Source organism: Dickeya poaceiphila (assembly GCF_007858975.2).
In the GTDB taxonomy this organism is placed as follows: Bacteria; Pseudomonadota; Gammaproteobacteria; order Enterobacterales; family Enterobacteriaceae; genus Dickeya; species Dickeya poaceiphila.
On sequence record NZ_CP042220.2, the window covers coordinates 1,412,888 to 1,430,380 of the forward strand.

Consider the following 17,493-nt stretch of genomic DNA (forward strand, 5'->3'; position numbering starts at 1 on the left):
CGCTCGTCCGCGTGTATTTCGTTAAGCAGAATATCCAGCGTGGTGTGATCCAGACACAGGTGATGATGTTGTAGGCACAACAGCCAGCGGTCATTGGCTTCATCGTTTGCCATCAGCAGGTTGAACAGCGGTGCCTGACGCAGATCCAGACGCCCCGGTTTCATGCCGAGCAGTTGATCGGCAGCGTTGCCCGCTGCCGGATGCAGGTGCACCGGCGTTGCCGTCAGTTCGGCACGCCGTAACACCACCTGTACCGGTTGCGGCAAGCCTTCCCAGCGCACAGCCGTGCGCAGAATATCGTGACGAGCAATCACGCGGTTTAGCGAGGCGATAAACGCCTCCAGTCGTTGTTGTGTTGCAAATGCCAGCAGTGAACTGTTCAGGTAAGGATCATGCGACTCTGCCAGCAGGTAGTGATACAGCACCCCTTCCTGTAACGGGGTCAGCGGGTAGATATCCTGAATCTGGCGGACACCGCCAGGAACGCTGGACACAATCCCGTCAATGTTCTCCTGCGTCAGTTCAAGTAGCGGCAGCATGGCGGGTGTAATGCGCTGACTGTCGGTGGTGATCCGGTTTTCTGGTACCGTTGCCTGTTCAAAACGTTCAATCGTCGTGGCAAGCTCTGCCAGACTGGTGTGCTCAAATACCGCCCGCACCGGGATATTCAGCCCCTGACTCTGTAGTGCGGCAATCAGACGTACCACCATCAACGAATGACCACCGAGCTCGAAGAAGTGATCCTGCCGCCCGACACGCTCAATGCCCAGCAGCTCCTGCCAGAGTTGCGCGAGTCGCTGCTCGGTTTCGCCCTGCGGGGCCTCGTAGCGCGTGCGGCTAAAGGCGCTGTCATCCGGCGCAGGTAGCGCCTTGCGGTCCACTTTGCCGTTGGGTGTCAGCGGGATCTGGCCCAGTTGCACGTAGGCTGACGGCACCATATGCGCGGGCAGGCGCTGCGTCAGCTGTGCTTTCAGCGCCTCAACGGTGAATGCCTTATCCGACAGGGTGTAATAGGCCACCAGTCGCTGATCGCCGGTTGCGGTGCGCTGTGCCACCACCACCGCCTCGCGTACACTGGTGCAGCCCTGCACTGCCGACTCAACCTCGCCGGGTTCAATACGGAAACCACGGATCTTGACCTGCTCGTCATTACGACCGAGGTAATCAAGGGTGCCGTCGGCATGCCAGCGGCCCACATCGCCTGTCTTGTACATCCGCGCATTTGGCGTGGTCGAGAACGGATCGGCCAGGAAGCGCTCGGTAGTGAGCTCGGGGCGGTTCAGGTAACCACGTGCCACACCGGTGCCACCGATATAAATCTCACCGGCAACACCCAGCGGCACCGGCTGGTGGTTCGCATCCAGCAGGTAAACCCGCCGGTTGGCCATCGGCCGGCCGATATGTGGCCGGGCGGTTTGCCCGGTGATGCGCGTATGGGTGCTGTCCACGGTACATTCGGTCGGGCCGTAGACGTTATGGCATGTGATGCCTTCCAGCGAGGCCAGCAGCTGCCACTGGGCGGCACCGATGGCTTCACCGCCAAGCAGGACCGTGCGCAGTGAGGGTGGTAACGGCCCGGCGGCCATCAGCAGCGCCAGCTGTGACGGTGTGCAGTCAAAGACCTCCAGCGCCTGCTGTGTCATCCACTCGCGCAGCTGTTCACCGTTCTGGCGTATCGCGTCGGGCACAATCACCAGCGTGCGGCCCGAGGCCAGTTGCACCAGCTGCTGTACCGAGGCATCAAAGGACGGTGAGGCGTTGAGGCTGACACGTTGCAACGCGGCGGAACCATACACTGCCTGTTCCAGCCCGGCCCACAGGTTGACCACGCTGCCGTGTTCGACCTGTACCCCTTTCGGCAGTCCGGTGGAGCCGGAGGTGTAGATGACATAGGCCAGATGGCGGGGCGTCAGGCCCACCGCCGCCGGGTTGATGTTGTCGGCCGGGCAGGTGGCCCACGGTTGTACCGGCGTATCCAGCGCAATCATCGGGCAGTTGGCGGCTATCTGGCTATTCAGCGCGGTAGTGGTGATCAGCACCACCGGTGCGCTGTCGGCCAGCATGTACTGCAGGCGTGCTGTCGGGTAGGCCGGGTCGAGCGGGACATAGGCCCCACCGGCTTTCAGCGTTGCCAGCAGCGCCACCACCAGATCGATGCTGCGCTCCAGTGCAATCGCCACCCGGTCATCCGGCCTGACACCCTGTTCAGTCAGCCAGTACGCCAGCTGATTCGCCCGGCGGTTCAGTTCGCCATAGCTCAGCGATTCGCCGTCAAAGACCACGGCGACGGCATCCGGTGAATGTGCGGCCTGCTGCTCAACCAGCTGATGAATGCAGACCCCGGTTGGGAACGTAGCGACGGTGTCATTAAAGCCGTGCAGCACCTGCTGACGTTCGGCATCCGGCAGCAGCGCTATCTGCGCCACCGGCTGATGGCGGTCGGCCACCATGGCGCGCAGCAGCGTCTGCCAGTAGGCCAGGAAACGCCGGATGGTGCGGGCTTCAAACAGCGCCGTGGCGTAGTTCAGCTGGCCGCTCAGGCCGCTGTCGCTTTCGGTGATGTCCAGACTCAGGTCAAACTGGGCGGTGTCGCTGTCCGGTGTCAGCGGCGTCAGCGTCAGCCCGTCCAGCGCCAGCGTGGCAGGCGGGGTGTTCTGGACACCGAACACCACCTGGAAGAGCGGGCTGTGGGCCAGACTGCGGGCGGGGGCGACGGCTTCGACAATCTGCTCGAACGGCAGGTCCTGATGGGCCTGCGCGGCAATCACGGTTTCCCTGACACGGGCCAGCAGGGTGGCGGTATCGATATCCCCGGACAAATCGATGCGCAGCGGCTGGGTATTGACGAACATGCCAATCAGCCCCTCCAGCTCGGTGCGGGTACGCCCGGCAACCGGGGTGCCGATAACGACATCGTCCTGCCCGGCGAGGCGGCCCAGCAGGGCGGCCCAGCCTGCCAGCAGGGTCATGAACAGCGTGGTGCCGTGACGACGGCCCAGCGCGTGCAGCGCGTCGGTCAGCTCGCGCTCCAGCGTAAACGCCACGGTGGCACCGTCGTAACGCTGTGTTGGCGGGCGCGGGTGGTCGGCGGGCAGCGTCAGGCAGTCCGGCGCGCCGCGAAGGTGGTCGACCCAGTACTGTTGCTGACGCTGCAGGACCGCGCCCTGCAGGTGCTGGCGCTGCCAGGCGGCGTAATCGCCATAACGGATACGCAGGGGCGGCAGCGGGTCGGGCTGACCGGCGTTAAAGGCGGCGTACAGGGTGCTGAGTTCGCTGATAAACAGGCTGACTGACCAGCCATCGGCAATGAGGTGGTGCAGTGCCAGCCGCAGCAGGTGGGTCTGTGCCGCCACACGGAGCAGTTGCCCCTGCACCAGCGGGCCGGTGCGCAGGTCAAACACCGGGGCGAAGACCGGCAGCGCGTCGCCGGGTGCCACGGTGATTATCGCCAGCGGGAACGGTCGCAGACCGGCGGGGTCGATGACCTGAACGGCGTCGCCCTCTACCGGCTCAAAGCGGGTGCGCAGGGGGGCATGACGGGCCATGATGCGGTCCAGCGCCCGGGTCAGTGCGGAGACGTTAAGCGCACCGTGCAACTGCACCGCGCCCTGAATCACATAGGCGGCGCTGGCGGCCGGGTCGAGCTGGGTCAGGAACCAGAGGCGCTGCTGGGCCAGTGACAGCGGCGGGGTAACCTCATCGGGCAGCAGTGTGATGGCCGACAGGGTCTGTGGGGCAGCGTCCTGCAGTACCGCAGCCAGTGCCTGCAGCGTCGGGTGGGCAAACAGCTGCGCCAGCGGCAGTTCACGGTTAAGTGTGGAGCGGATATGGGAGACCAGCCGCACCGCCAGCAGGGAATGGCCGCCGAGCTCGAAGAAGTGGTCCTGCCGCCCGACGCGTTCAATGCCGAGCAGGCGCTGCCAGATGGCGGCCAGTGCCAGTTCGGTCTCGCCCTGCGGGGCTTCGTAGGCAGTACGAACAAAAGAGCTGTCATCCGGGGCGGGCAGGGCCTTGCGGTCCACCTTGCCGTTTTGTGTCAGCGGGATCCGGTCCAGCCGTACATAGGCAGACGGCACCATATGCGCAGGCAGGCGCTGTGCCAGTTGCGCTTTTAGTGCCTCCGTTGTGACTTTACTGTCATCGCTAATTTCAGTGTCATTGCTAATAGTTTCATCACTAATATAGTAGGCCAGCAGTTGCTGGTCAGGGCTGACCGTCACCACGGCATCGGTGACGCCGACGCAGGTAGTCAGCACGGCGGCGATTTCACCGGGTTCAATACGGAAACCACGGATCTTGACCTGCTCGTCATTACGACCCAGATAGTCGATAGTGCCGTCGGCATGCCAGCGGCCCACATCGCTTGTCTTGTACATCCGCGCATTCGGCGCGGTCGAAAACGGATCGGTGAGGAAGCGCTCGGCGGTAAGGTCGGGACGGTTCAGGTAACCGCGCGCCACACCGACGCCACCGATATAGATTTCACCGGTCACCCCGACCGGCACCGGCTGGTGATTCGCATCCAGCAGGTAAACCCGGCGGTTGGCCATCGGGCGGCCGATATGCGGGCGGGTTGTTTGCCCGGTGATACGCGTATGGGTACTGTCCACGGTACATTCGGTCGGGCCGTAGACGTTATGGCATGTGATGCCTTCCAGCGAGGCCAGCGCCTGCCACTGCGCGGCACCGATGGCTTCACCACCGAGCAGGACCGTGCGCAGTGACGGCGGTAACGGCCCGGCGGCCATCAGCAGCGCCAGCTGTGACGGCGTACAGTCAAAGACATCCAGCGCCTGCTGCGTCATCCACTCGCGCAGTTGTTCACCGTTCTGGCGTATCGCGTCGGGCACAATCACCAGCGTGCGGCCTGAGGCCAGTTGCACCAGCTGCTGCACCGAGGCATCAAAGGACGGTGAGGCGTTGAGGCTGACGCGCCGCAACGCGGCGTCATGGTAAACCGCCTGTTCCAGCCCGGCCCACAGGTTGACCACGCTGCCGTGCTCGACCTGTACCCCTTTCGGCAGCCCGGTGGAGCCGGAGGTGTAGATGATATAGGCCAGATGATGCGGCGTCAGGCCCACCGCTGCCGGGCTGATGTTGTCAGCCGGGCAGGTGGCCCACGGTTGTTCCGGCATATCCAGCGCAATCACCGGGCAGTCGGCGGCTATCTGGCTATTCAGTGTGGTAGTGGTGATCAGCACCACCGGTGCGCTGTCGGCCAGCATGTACTGCAGTCGCTCTGGTGGGTAGGCCGGGTCGAGCGGGACATAAGCCCCACCGGCTTTCAGCGTTGCCAGCAGCGCCACCACCAGCTCGATGCTGCGCTCCAGTGCAATCGCCACCCGGTCATCCGGCCTGACACCCTGTTCAATCAGCCAGTACGCCAGCTGATTGGCACGGTGGTTCAGCTCGCCATAGCGCAGTGATTCGCCGTCAAAGACCACAGCGACGGCGTCCGGTGAATGTGCGGCCTGCTGTTCGAACAACTGATGGATACAGATATCTGCCGGGAAGTCTGCCGCCGTGTCATTAAAGCTGAGCAGCACCTGCTGGCGTTCGGCGTCCGGCAGCACTGTCAGGGCATGTACCGGTTGTGTCGGTGCCTGTGCCAGTGCGTCAGCCAGTGCCGTCAGGGTGAGCAGTATCATTTCACCGACACGTGCCGCACCGATACCCTCTGCAACCTGAATATCGAGACTGAAGCCCGCCGCGCCCTGATCGTTCACCGATACGTTGACCGGGTAGTTGGTGCGCTCCTGACTGAACAGCACGTCGATGCCATCCAGCTCCGTTTGTACCTCCGTCTGCTCGTTGCCGCCGTTATAGCGGTAGTTGAGCAGGCTGGTGAACAGTGGGCTCTGGGCGTCAACGCCACTGTATTGCTGGACATCGGCCAGCGAGGCGTGCTCATGAGCCAGCAGTCCGGCCAGGCCATCGTGCGTCTGGCGCAGTGCCTGTTCGACGCTGACCTGACCCAGCGACAGGCGCAACGGCAGGGTGTTCAGGAACATGCCCAGCACCCGGTCAGCGCCGTCACCTCCGGCCATACGCCCGAACAGTACCGTGCCGAACACGACATTGTCCTGCCCGGTGGTGGCCTGCACCACACGGCCCCAGGCGAGATGGAACAGGCTGGTGACGCTGATGCCGCGCTGTTGTGACAGTGCCCGCAGCCGTTGCCCCAGGGCGTCGGGCAGCGGCAGATGGTGTTCATCCATGTACTGACCGCTACCCTGAACATCGAGCAGCCCGAACGGGGCGCAGGGCGCGTCAATATCCCCGAGCTGTGCCCGGAAATAGTCCTGCTGAGCCTGCGCATCCGTCTGCCGACGGGCGAGGGCGACAAACTGCCGGAACGGCAGCGGGGCCGGTAGCTGGTCGGCGCGGCCCTGCAGGTGTGCCTGCACCTCTTCGAGCAGCAGCTCCAGCGTGGTGTGATCCATGCACAAATGGTGGTGCAGCAGGCACAGCAGCCAGCGGTCATTGGCCGGGTCGGCAGCCTGATAACTCTGGGTCATCGGGGCCTGAGTGATGTTCATCTGCAACTGCGCCGGAGTAAAGCGCTGCTGCAGGGCATCGGCGACATCATCGGACTGGATAACCAGCGTTTCCACCGGCATCACGGCCTCGCGCCAGACCACCTGTACGGCGTCGTCCAGCCCTTCCCAGACAATCGCCGTGCGCAGAATGTCGTGGCGTTGAATGACGGCCTGCAAGGCGTTGAGGAATTCGGTCAGTCGGTTTTCATCGCTGAAACTCAACATCAGCGGAGAAATATAGGCATCGCCGACAGGGGTCAGCAGATGGTGAAACAGAATACCGGTCTGCAGGGGGGCCAGCGGGTAGATATCCTGCACATTACGGGCACCGCCCGGCACGGTGGCCACTACGGCATCGATCTGCGCCTGCGTTAATGCCACCAGCGGCAGCATGGCTGGGGTGATCTGTTCACACTGCAGAGGGATCAGATTGGCCGGTACGGCGTCGGTCGTGGTGGTGGAGGTCAACGTAGTCGCCAGTGCGGCCAGCGTCGGCTGTCTGAACAGTTCACTGACGGAGAGGGTATACCCGGCGCGGCGCAGGCGTTCAGCCAGTTTAATCGCCAGCAGGGAGTGGCCACCGAGTTCGAAGAAATGATCCTGCCGACCGATACGTTCAATCCCCAGCAGGTCCTGCCATATCGTGGCAATCGCCTGTTCGGTTGAGGTTTGCGGTGCCTCGTAGTCGGTGCGGGCAAAGGCGTTGTCATCCGGGGCGGGTAAGGCTTTGCGATCGACCTTGCCGTTCGGCGTCAGCGGCAGCGCGCTGAGCTGCACATAGGCCGACGGCACCATATACGCAGGCAGGTGCGCCGTCACATGCGCACGCAGTATTTCAGCGGTAGCGTTGCCGACATACCAGGCGATCAGACGCTGTTCACCCTGAGCGCCGCGGCGGATCATGACCACGGTGTCGCTCACACCCGCGTCCGACCGCAGGCAGGTTTCTATTTCACCGAGTTCGACCCGGAAACCGCGGATCTTGACCTGATCATCGTTACGACCCAGATAATCGATGCGACCATCGGCGTACCAGCGGCCCAGATCGCCGGTGCGGTACATGCGTGCGTTCGGCTCGGTTGAGAACGGGTCATCCAGGAAGCGTTCGGCACTCAATTCCGGCTTGTTCAGGTAGCCTCGCGCCACTTGCACGCCGCCGATATAGAGTTCCCCTTCGACACCGACCGGCACCGGTTGTCCGGCTGCGTCAAGAATGTAGATTGCCATATTGGCCAGTGGCCGACCGATAGAGATCGCCGCCGTATCCTGCGGTTGAAAGCGCAGGGCGGTGGTATTCACCGTTGCTTCCGTCGGGCCGTAGAAGTTGAGCAGCGCCGGGCCTTCAGGGTAATGCTCAAACCAGCTCTGTACTGCCGCTTCTGGTGCGGCTTCACCTCCGGTGCAGACAATTCGCAGTGTTTCAGGCAGCGCCAATCCGGCGTGACACAGTTGTTTCCAGAACTGGGTGGGGATATCCGCGTAGGTGATGCGGTACGCACGGCAGTATTGCCAGAAGGCTTCCATGCTGCTTATCCAGTCATCGGTGCGCAGTACCAGCGTGGCACCGCAGCACAGCGAGCCGAAAATATCGGCCACGGAATAGTCAAAGCCGATGTTGGCAAACTGAACCACGCGGTCGTGTTTGGTCAGCGCACAATACTGCGCCTGAGACATCGCCAGATGCGCGACATGACGATGCTCGATCATCACACCTTTCGGTTTTCCGGTCGAGCCGGAGGTATAAATCACATAGGCCAGATGTGCCGGTGTCAGGCCCAGTCGCGCCGGGGGGATATTATCGGTCGGGTAGACAGTCTGACGCGGCGACGCCTGCTCCAGTTCAATCACGGCGTGTGGTGTTGCTGTGTCGGCAGACAGGCAGGTCAGCTGCGCGCGCAGGGCGGATGTGGTGATCAGCGCCACCGGTTCACTGTCGGCCAGCATGTAGCCTAAACGCTCTGGCGGGTAGGTGGTATCCAGCGGCACATAGGCCCCACCGGCTTTTAACGTTGCCAGCAGGGCCACGATCAGTTCAGGGCTGCGCTCCAGGGCAATCGCTACGCGATTATCCGGCCTGACACCCAATTCAACCAACCGATGCGCCAGTTGATTCGCCCGGCGGTTCAGTTCACCGTAACTCAATGACTGTTCGTTGAAAACCACCGCCGTGGCATCCGGTTGCTGCTCGACTTGCTGCTCAAACAGCTCATGCACACACAGGCCTGACGGGAATACGGTATGGGTTGCATTGAAATCGTACAGCACCCGCTGGCGTTCCGCGTCTGGCAGCACGGGCAGCGTGTTGGTTGCCTGCGTCGGGGTGTGTTCCAGCGCGTCGATCAGCGCGTTCAACGTCGTCAGGAGCATCTGACCCACCCGTTCGGCACCGATGCGCGGGTCGACCTGAACATCAAGGCTAAAGTGTTTGCCGCCGTGGTCATTGACCGAAAGGTCGACCGGGTAATTGGAGCGTTCCTGACTGAACAGAATGTGCATACCGTCGATGCCAGAGCGCTGCGTGGTATCCAGTTGCTGACTGCCGCCGTCGTAGCGGTAATTGAGCAGGCTGGTGAACAGCGGACTTTGGGCATCAACGCCGCTGTATTGCTGAATTTCAGCCAGCGAGGCGTGTTCAAAACGCAGTAGCCCGGCCAGGCTGTCGTGCGTCTGGCGCAGCGCCTGTTCAACACTCACCTGCGCCAGCGACAGTCGCAACGGCAGGGTGTTCAGGAACATGCCCAGCACCCGGTCAGCGCCTTCACCACCGGCCATACGGCCAAACAGCACCGTGCCGAACACGACATTGTCCTGCCCGGTGGTGGCCTGCACCACGCGTCCCCAGGCGAGATGGAACAGGCTGGCTACGGTGACACCGTACCGTTGTGACTGTGTCCGCAGCCGTTGTCCTAATCTGTCTGACAATGACAGGTGATGTTCGTCGATGTGCCGACCGCTGCCCTGGCTATCCCGCAGCCCGAACGGGGCGCAGGGTTCGTCAATATCGCCGAGCTGTGTGTGGAAATACTCCTGCTGTGCCGATTGTTGTGCCGGTATAGCCGTCTGCTGACGGGCGAGGGCGACAAACTGCCGGAATGGCAGCGGGGCCGGTAACTGGTCGGCTTTGCCTTCAAGGTGCGCCTGCACTTCTTCGAGCAGCAGCTCCAGTGTGGTGTGGTCCATGCACAGGTGGTGGTGCAGCAGGCACAGCAGCCAGCGGTTATTGGCCGGGTCAGCGACCTGATAACTTTGGATCATCGGTGCCAGCGTGACATTCATCTGCAACTGCGCCGGGGTAAAGCGCTGTTGCAGGGCGTTGGCGACACCGTCGGCGCTGATTTCCAGCGTTTCCACCGGCATCAGTGCCTCGCGCCAGACCACCTGCACGGCCTCGTCCAGCCCTTCCCAGACGACCGCTGTGCGCAGAATGTCGTGACGCTGAATGACGGCCTGCAAGGCGGCAATGAAATGATCCAGCCTGTCCTTTTCCTCAAAGCTGAGGATGGAGCGCGTGATATAGACATCCCCCACCGGTTGCAGCAGATGGTGGAACAGAATACCGGTCTGGAGTGGTGCCAGCGGGTAGATATCCTGCACATTATGTGCACCGCCCGGCACGGTCGCCACCACGGCATCGATCTGCGTCTGCGTTAATGCCACCAGCGGCAGCATGGCCGGGGTGATCTGTTCACAATGCAGGGGGATCAGATTGGCCGGTACGCTGTCGGCGGTGGTGCTGGCTGTCAGCGTGGCGGCCAGTGCGGCCAGCGTCGGCTGCCTGAACAGTTCGCTGACGGCGAGCGTATACCCCGCCCGACGCAGGCGTTCGATAAGCTTAATCGCCAGCAGGGAGTGGCCGCCGAGCTCGAAGAAGTGATCCTGCCGCCCGATGCGTTCAATGCCCAGCAGGTCCTGCCATATCGTGGCAATCGCCTGTTCGGTGGCGGTTTGCGGTGCCTCATAGGTGGTACGGACAAAGGCGCTGTCATCCGGCGCGGGCAGGGCGTTGCGGTCCACCTTGCCATGCCGGGTCAGCGGTATCTGCGCCAGCGGCACATAGGCCGACGGCACCATAAAATCAGGCAGACGGCGCGCGAGCTGCTGTTTCAGTGCCTCAATGGAAACGGATGCCTCTGAAATGGATGCCTCTGAAACGGATGTATCCGAGAGCGTGTAATAGGCCACCAGACGGTGATCGCCGGTATCGGTGCGTTGGGCGACGACCACCGCGTCACTGACCCCGTCGCATGACTGCAATGCCGATTCAACTTCGCCGGGCTCAATACGAAAGCCGCGAATTTTGACCTGAAAATCGTTACGGCCGAGGTAGTCAAGGGTGCCGTCAGCATTCCAGCGTGCGAGGTCACCCGCGCGGTACATCCGTGCACCCGGCTCGTGAGCAAACGGATCATCCAGAAAACGCTCCGCTGTCAGGTCGGGGCGGTTCAGGTAGCCGCGTGCCACCCCCATCCCACCGATATAGATTTCACCCACCACCCCAACAGGCACCGGCTGACGGTGTTCATCCAGAATATACATCCGGGTATTGGCGATCGGACGGCCGATCGGCACTGTACCGGTGCTGCACAGATCGGTCAGTGTATGCATACAACACCCCACCACGGTCTCGGTCGGGCCGTATTCGTTCACGATGCGCACATCGGGCCGATGCTGCCGCCAGAAACTCACATGGCGCTCCAGCACGGCTTCCCCGCCGAGAATGAATTGCTGCAAACCGGGCAGCGTGGCGATGTCGACACCGTTCGGATCACTGATCAGCAGACGGCTTAATGCATCCAGATAGGAGGGCGTCAGCTTGATAAAACTGAACGGCTCGCCGGACACCAGCGCATGGTACAGCGACGTGATTTCATCCTGACTGTCGACGATATACAGCGTTTTACCGACCAGAATCGGTACAAATACACTGGTAATGGTGGCATCAAAACCGATGGAGGAGTTCATCGGGACGCGGTCACCGGCGGTGTCCGGGTAGGTTTGCAGGCTCCAGTGCAGGTAGTTCATCAGGCTGCGATGTTCGATCATGACACCTTTGGGTCGACCGGTGGAGCCGGAGGTGTAGATGACGTAGGCCAGATGACGCGGTGTCAGGCCGAGGGTCGCCGGTGCGATATTGTCAGTCGGGCAGGTGGCCCACGGCTGGGCGTTACTTTCCCGTTCGATCTCACTGTCCAGTTCGACAACCGCCAGCTCAGCGGTGGTCTGCGTGATGAGTGCAGTGCGTACCGCGCGGGTGGTAATCAGCGCCACCCGCGCACTGTCGGCCAGCATGTCGCTTAATCGTTGTGAGGCATAACCCGGGTCAATCGGCACATAGGCCCCACCGGCTTTCAGGGTCGCTAGCAGTGCCACAATAAGCTCTGGGCGGCGCTCCAGTGCAATCGCCACACGATTATCCGGTTTGACACCCAATTCAATCAGCCAGTGTGCCAGTTGGTTGGCCTGTTCATTCAGCTCGCGATAGCTCAGTGACTGCCCTTCGAAGACCACGGCGATGGCATCCGGTGTGCGCGCGACCTGCTGCTCAAACCGTTCATGGATGCACTGATCGGTCGGGAAGTCCGCCTCGGTGTCATTAAAGCCGTACAGCACCTGCTGGCGTTCTGCATCCGGCAGGATATTCAGCGCCGGTACGGGCTGCTCGGGTGTCTGCTCTAATGCCTTAGCCAGCTCTGCCAACGCTGCCAGCATCATCTGACCGGCGCGTGCTGCGCCAATGCGTTGGTCGACCTGAACATCCAGACTGAAGTCCACACCGCGGTGGTCATTGACCGAGATATTAACCGGGTAGTGGGTACGTTCCTGACTGAACAGAATGTGCATCCCCGTGATGCCGGACCGCTCCGTCGTGTCCAGTTGCTGACTGCCGCCGTCGTAACGGTAGTTGAGCAGGCTGGTGAACAGCGGGCTTTGTGCATCAACGCCACTGTATTGTTGAATTTCAGCCAGCGAGGCGTGCTCGACGTTCAGCAGGTCGGCCAGGCTGTCTTGCGTCTGACGCAGCGCCTGTTCGACACTGACCTGTCCCAGCGACAGGCGCAATGGCAGGGTATTCAGGAACATGCCCAGCACCCGATCAGCGCCTTCACCACCGGCCATACGGCCGAACAGTACGGTGCCGAACACGACGTTATCCTGCCCGGTGGTGGCCTGTACCACGCGACCCCACGCCAGATGGAACAGGCTGGCTACAGTGACGCCACGTTGCTGAGACTGCATCCGAAGCCGTTGTGCCAGTTCGCTTTCAAGCGGTAAATGACATTCTTCAATGCGCCCGACGTCCTGACCATCACCTTGGCTATCGAGCAGCCCGAACGGCGCACAGGGCATGTCAATATCCCCGAGTTGTGCCCGGAAATAGTCCTGCTGTGCCGACTGTTGTGCCGGTATAGCCGTTTGTTGACGGGCGAGGGCGACAAACTGCCGGAACGGCAGCGGAGTGGGTAGCTGATCGGCACGACCCAACAGGTGCACCTGCACCTCTTCGAGCAGCAGCTCCAGCGTGGTGTGGTCCATACACAAATGGTGGTGCAGCAGGCACAACAGCCAGCGGTTATTGGCCGGGTCGGCGACCTGATACCCCTCGATCATCGGTGCCTGAGCAAGGTTCATGGATAAACGTGTCGGATCGAATCTCTGGTGCAGCGCCCCGATAACATCGTCGGACTGGATAACCAGCGTTTCCAACGGCATCAGCGCGTCGCGCCAGACCACCTGCACGGCCTCGTCCAGCCCTTCCCAGACGACCGCTGTGCGCAGAATATCGTGGCGCTGGATCACCGCCTGTAATGCCGAGACAAAGTTATCCAGCCCGGCTTGTGCCTCAAAGCTCAGGATGGAACGGGTGATATAGGCATCCCCCACCGGTTGCAGCAGATGGTGGAACAGAATGCCGGTCTGTAACGGTGCCAGTGGGTAGATATCCTGCACATTACGGGCACCGCCCGGCACGGTGGCCACGACGGTATCGATCTGCGACTGCGTCAGGGCCACCAGCGGCAGCATGGCCGGGGTGATCTGTTCTGCATGCAGGGGGATCTGATTGGCCGGTACGGCGTCGGTCGTGATGGTTTGGGTTAGTGTGGCGGCGAGAGCGGCCAGTGTTGGCTGTTTGAACAACTGGCTGACAGAGAGCGTATAACCGGCCCGGCGCAAACGTTCGAGCAAGGTAATCGCCAGCAGGGAATGGCCGCCCAGTGCGAAGAAATGATCCTGGCGACCAACGTGGTCGATACCGAGCAGATCCTGCCAGAGAGTCGCCAAAAGCTGTTCGCGCTCACCCTGTGGGGCTTCGTATTCGGTGCGCACCACATCGTGCTCAGTGGGCTCCGGCAGGGCCTTGCGATCGACCTTACCATTCGGCGTTAGCGGCAGAGTATCGAGGTGAATATACGCGCCCGGCAACATATGAACCGGTAACTGCGCGGCAAGATGTGCATGTAGCTCGGCTACTCCTGCATGACCGGTAAACCAGGCAATCAGCCGTGGCTGATGGTGTTGATCCGCTCGGGCCATGACGATGACGTCAGTAACACCGGCACAGTGGCGTGCGCAGGACTCAATTTCACCCAGCTCGATGCGAAAACCGCGAATCTTGATCTGAAAGTCGTTGCGGCCGAGATAGTCAATGGTGCCATCGGCGTGCCAGCGCCCCAGATCACCTGTCTTATACAGGCGTGCGCCGGGTGTAGAGGAAAACGGGTCGGGAATGAAACGTTCGGCACTCAGTTCTGGCCGGTTCAGGTAGCCGCGCGCAACCTGTACCCCGCCAATATGGAGTTCACCCACCACCCCGACAGGAACCGGGCGTCCCTGCGGGTCGAGAATATACATACGAACATTGGCTTTGGGCCGACCGATGGAGACCAGCACGCTGTCGGTATCATAGGCGCAGGCCCAGCCGGTGACGTCCACGGCGGCTTCCGTCGGCCCATACAGGTTGTGCAGTTCAGTGTGGGGCAAATATCTACCCGTTTGCCTGATGGTGGCGGCAGGCAGGGCTTCCCCGCTACAGAATATCGCTCGCAGACTGGGGCACTGGCCGGGTTTCAGCACGCTGAGAAAGTGGCTCAACATCGGCGGGACAAAGTGAGCGATGGTCACCCGTGCCTGTTCAATCAGTGTGCTCAGGTAATACGGGTCTTTATGACCCTCCGGCTTAGCCAGCAGCAGGGTTGCACCGACCCATAACGGACAGAAAAACTCCCACACCGAGACATCAAAACTGAAGGGGGTTTTTTGCAGAATGATGTCTTGCGCGTCGAAGGCGTAGTCTTCAATCATCCAGGCCAGACGGTTGACCACGCCCCGGTGCTCATTCATTACCCCTTTGGGCTGGCCGGTCGAGCCGGAGGTGTAGATAACATACGCCAGATGATGAGGCTCCAGGCCGATATCGCTGGGGTTGATGTTGTCTGTCGGGCATTGTTGCCACGGTGTGGTTTCGCCATCCAGTTCAATCAGGTGAGTCGCACTTGACTGTGCAGAGAGGAGGCTGACCCGGGCGCGGACAGACTGACTGGTGATCAGCACCGCAGGCTGGCTGTCATTGATCATGTAGGACAGCCGATCCTCCGGGTAATCCGGGTCCAGCGGCACGTAAGCACCCCCGGCTTTCAAGGTTGCCAGCAGGGCGATAACCAGTTCATGACTGCGCTCCAGCGCGACACCGACCCGACTGTCCGGCCCCACGCCCTGTTGGCGCAGCCACCAGGCCAGCTGGTTGGCCCGGCGGTTCAGTTCACCATAGCTGAGTGTCTTACCGTTCAGTGACAACGCTATCGCGTCTGGCTGTTGACGTGCCTGTGCTTCAAACGGCAGCTGGATATAGTCGCTGACAGGACCGGCGAGCTGAACGGCATTCCACTGATCCAGAATGCGGGCTCGCTCGCCGGGGACAAACAGCTCCCGCTCGCCGACAGGCTGCTCCTGATGCTGGTCGGCCTCAGCGATAAAACAGAGCAGACGCTGGAGATGGCTGTCCAGATCAGCGGTGCTGTACAAGGCTGCGTTAGCGTCCAGATAAAATTCAAGGCCATGCTCACCGAGGTCGGAGACGGTGATGGAAAGGTCGTCCAGCGGGCCGAAGGCCAGATTGTGTTCGGCGGTGCTCAGGCCATCGAACGTCACCTCGCCTGACAGCGGCAGGAAATTGAACGCGGTGGCATAAAATGTCCGGTTCTCTGTCGCCAGGCCGAGGTCGGTTCTTAACTGCTCGCCCCGGTAGCGTTGATGGCGTAGCGCACTGCTTAACCGGCCTTTCACCTGTTGCAGGCACTCGCTCAGGGTCAGGTCGGCTGACAGGGTTAAGCGCATCGGGACGATATTGGACGACATGCCCGCCAGGCTTCGATGCTGACGGGTCATCCTCGCCGTGACCGGCAGTCCCATGACCAGGTCGTTCTGGCCGGTCATCCGGTACAGATAAATGGCGGTCAGGGCGGTCAATAATTGCGCAAGGCTGGCATCGTGCTGGCGGGCGAGGTCACGAACGCGCTGGCTTTCCTGACGGGTCATAGCCCGCGCTCGTCTGACAATATCAGTACAACGTGCCTGCTGGTTGGCGAGACTGACGGGGGCCGGTGCGTCTTGCATCAACGTCAGCCAGTATTGACGGTCACGCTCAACATGGCTGGATGTGTGGTAATCCTGCTCCAGCGTCATCAAATCCTGAATGCTGCCAAAGGTGTGCTCTGACACCGGCTGCCCCTGCATCAGTGCCGAGTAGATATCGGCAATACGGCGTGTCATCAGGGTTCCACTGTAACCATCGATCACCACATGGTGAGCGCACTGGTAAAAGAAAAACCGGTTAGGCGCGATGCGCAGCAGGGCAAAGGAAAAAAGTGGCCCTTGTTCAATATCAAAAGGTTGGTTCAGGTTTTCCCGCATCCATTGGATGGCGCATTGCTCAGGGTACTGTTCGGCACTGAAATCCAGTGTTGGAAACGCCCAGCGTGGTGCTTTCAACACTCGCTGTACCGGTGTGGGGCCAGAGGCATCAATGACTGATCGGAACGCTTCGGTCTCTTCAATGGCCTGAGCAATAGCCACCTTCAATATATTGGCATCTACCTGACCACCAATATCGGTATATTTGGAAACCTTGAATACATTGGCTTGGGCATCCTGATTCACTTCCTGTGCTAACCAGATACCTTGTTGAGCGGTTGATAATGGAAACAAGGCGGAATAGTTTGATGCACGACGCTCTTTGTTGTTACTCATATGAATTAGTCCCTATTTAATCTGACACATCCTTTTGAAAAATTCAGAGTTACCTGTTTTGATAAAGGTGCAGGAACGTAAATCAAAACAAAAAGCGGTAACGCTCGTGTTGCATACTAACAATCCCATTATTAAATACAACGTAGGTTTATTAAATATGACGGAATGATTAGGCGGATGTTAGGGAGCTCTCATAGAACAAAGGGTAACACACGTGATTTCAACGCAATAGGCTCTGCGATTGTGCCGGGGCTGGTGGTGATATGACCTTGAAATTTCAATTCGATATTTGATACGGCATCACGTTTGTAAGGAGTGTGCTTTTATGGCAAAATAAATATTTTTATGTCTTAGTGAGTTTATTTTGTAGTTTTATGTAAATTTTCATATTGGTTTTTTATTTTTAAAATCAAATGCTCTAAATGGGAATAAAGTTGTTTTAAATTATTTCAATCGATGTGATTTATCCTGGTAATTAAGAAAGAAAAAGTTTTTTTGTAGAGAGTTATTTAAAATTGGTTGGTTAACTTATTTTTTGATTTTGCTCTGATGACTAATAGCAGATAGACCGTCATAACCTGCCCTCCAATCTGACCACCACATCCTTCCGATGCAGAGGGAATACTGAAAATGCATCGGGGGAGGGTGTAATTAAAATTGTGTAATTGCCTGTTTTTGATATGTTCACTCCAACTGTCAGCAACACTGA

At 60.1% G+C, this 17,493-nt stretch carries 1 protein-coding gene (running past one end of the window); it reads right to left on the bottom strand.

What is annotated here, in order from left to right:
• Nucleotides 1-16,784, bottom strand: the 5' portion of a protein-coding gene (locus Dpoa569_RS06080) for a non-ribosomal peptide synthase/polyketide synthase (RefSeq protein ID WP_146411156.1). 13,864 nt of this gene lie to the left of the window's left edge; the window shows 16,784 of its 30,648 coding nt (coding positions 1-16,784); it begins with the start codon at nucleotides 16,782-16,784; the stop codon falls past the left edge of the window.
• Nucleotides 16,785-17,493: the final 709 nt, after the last annotated feature.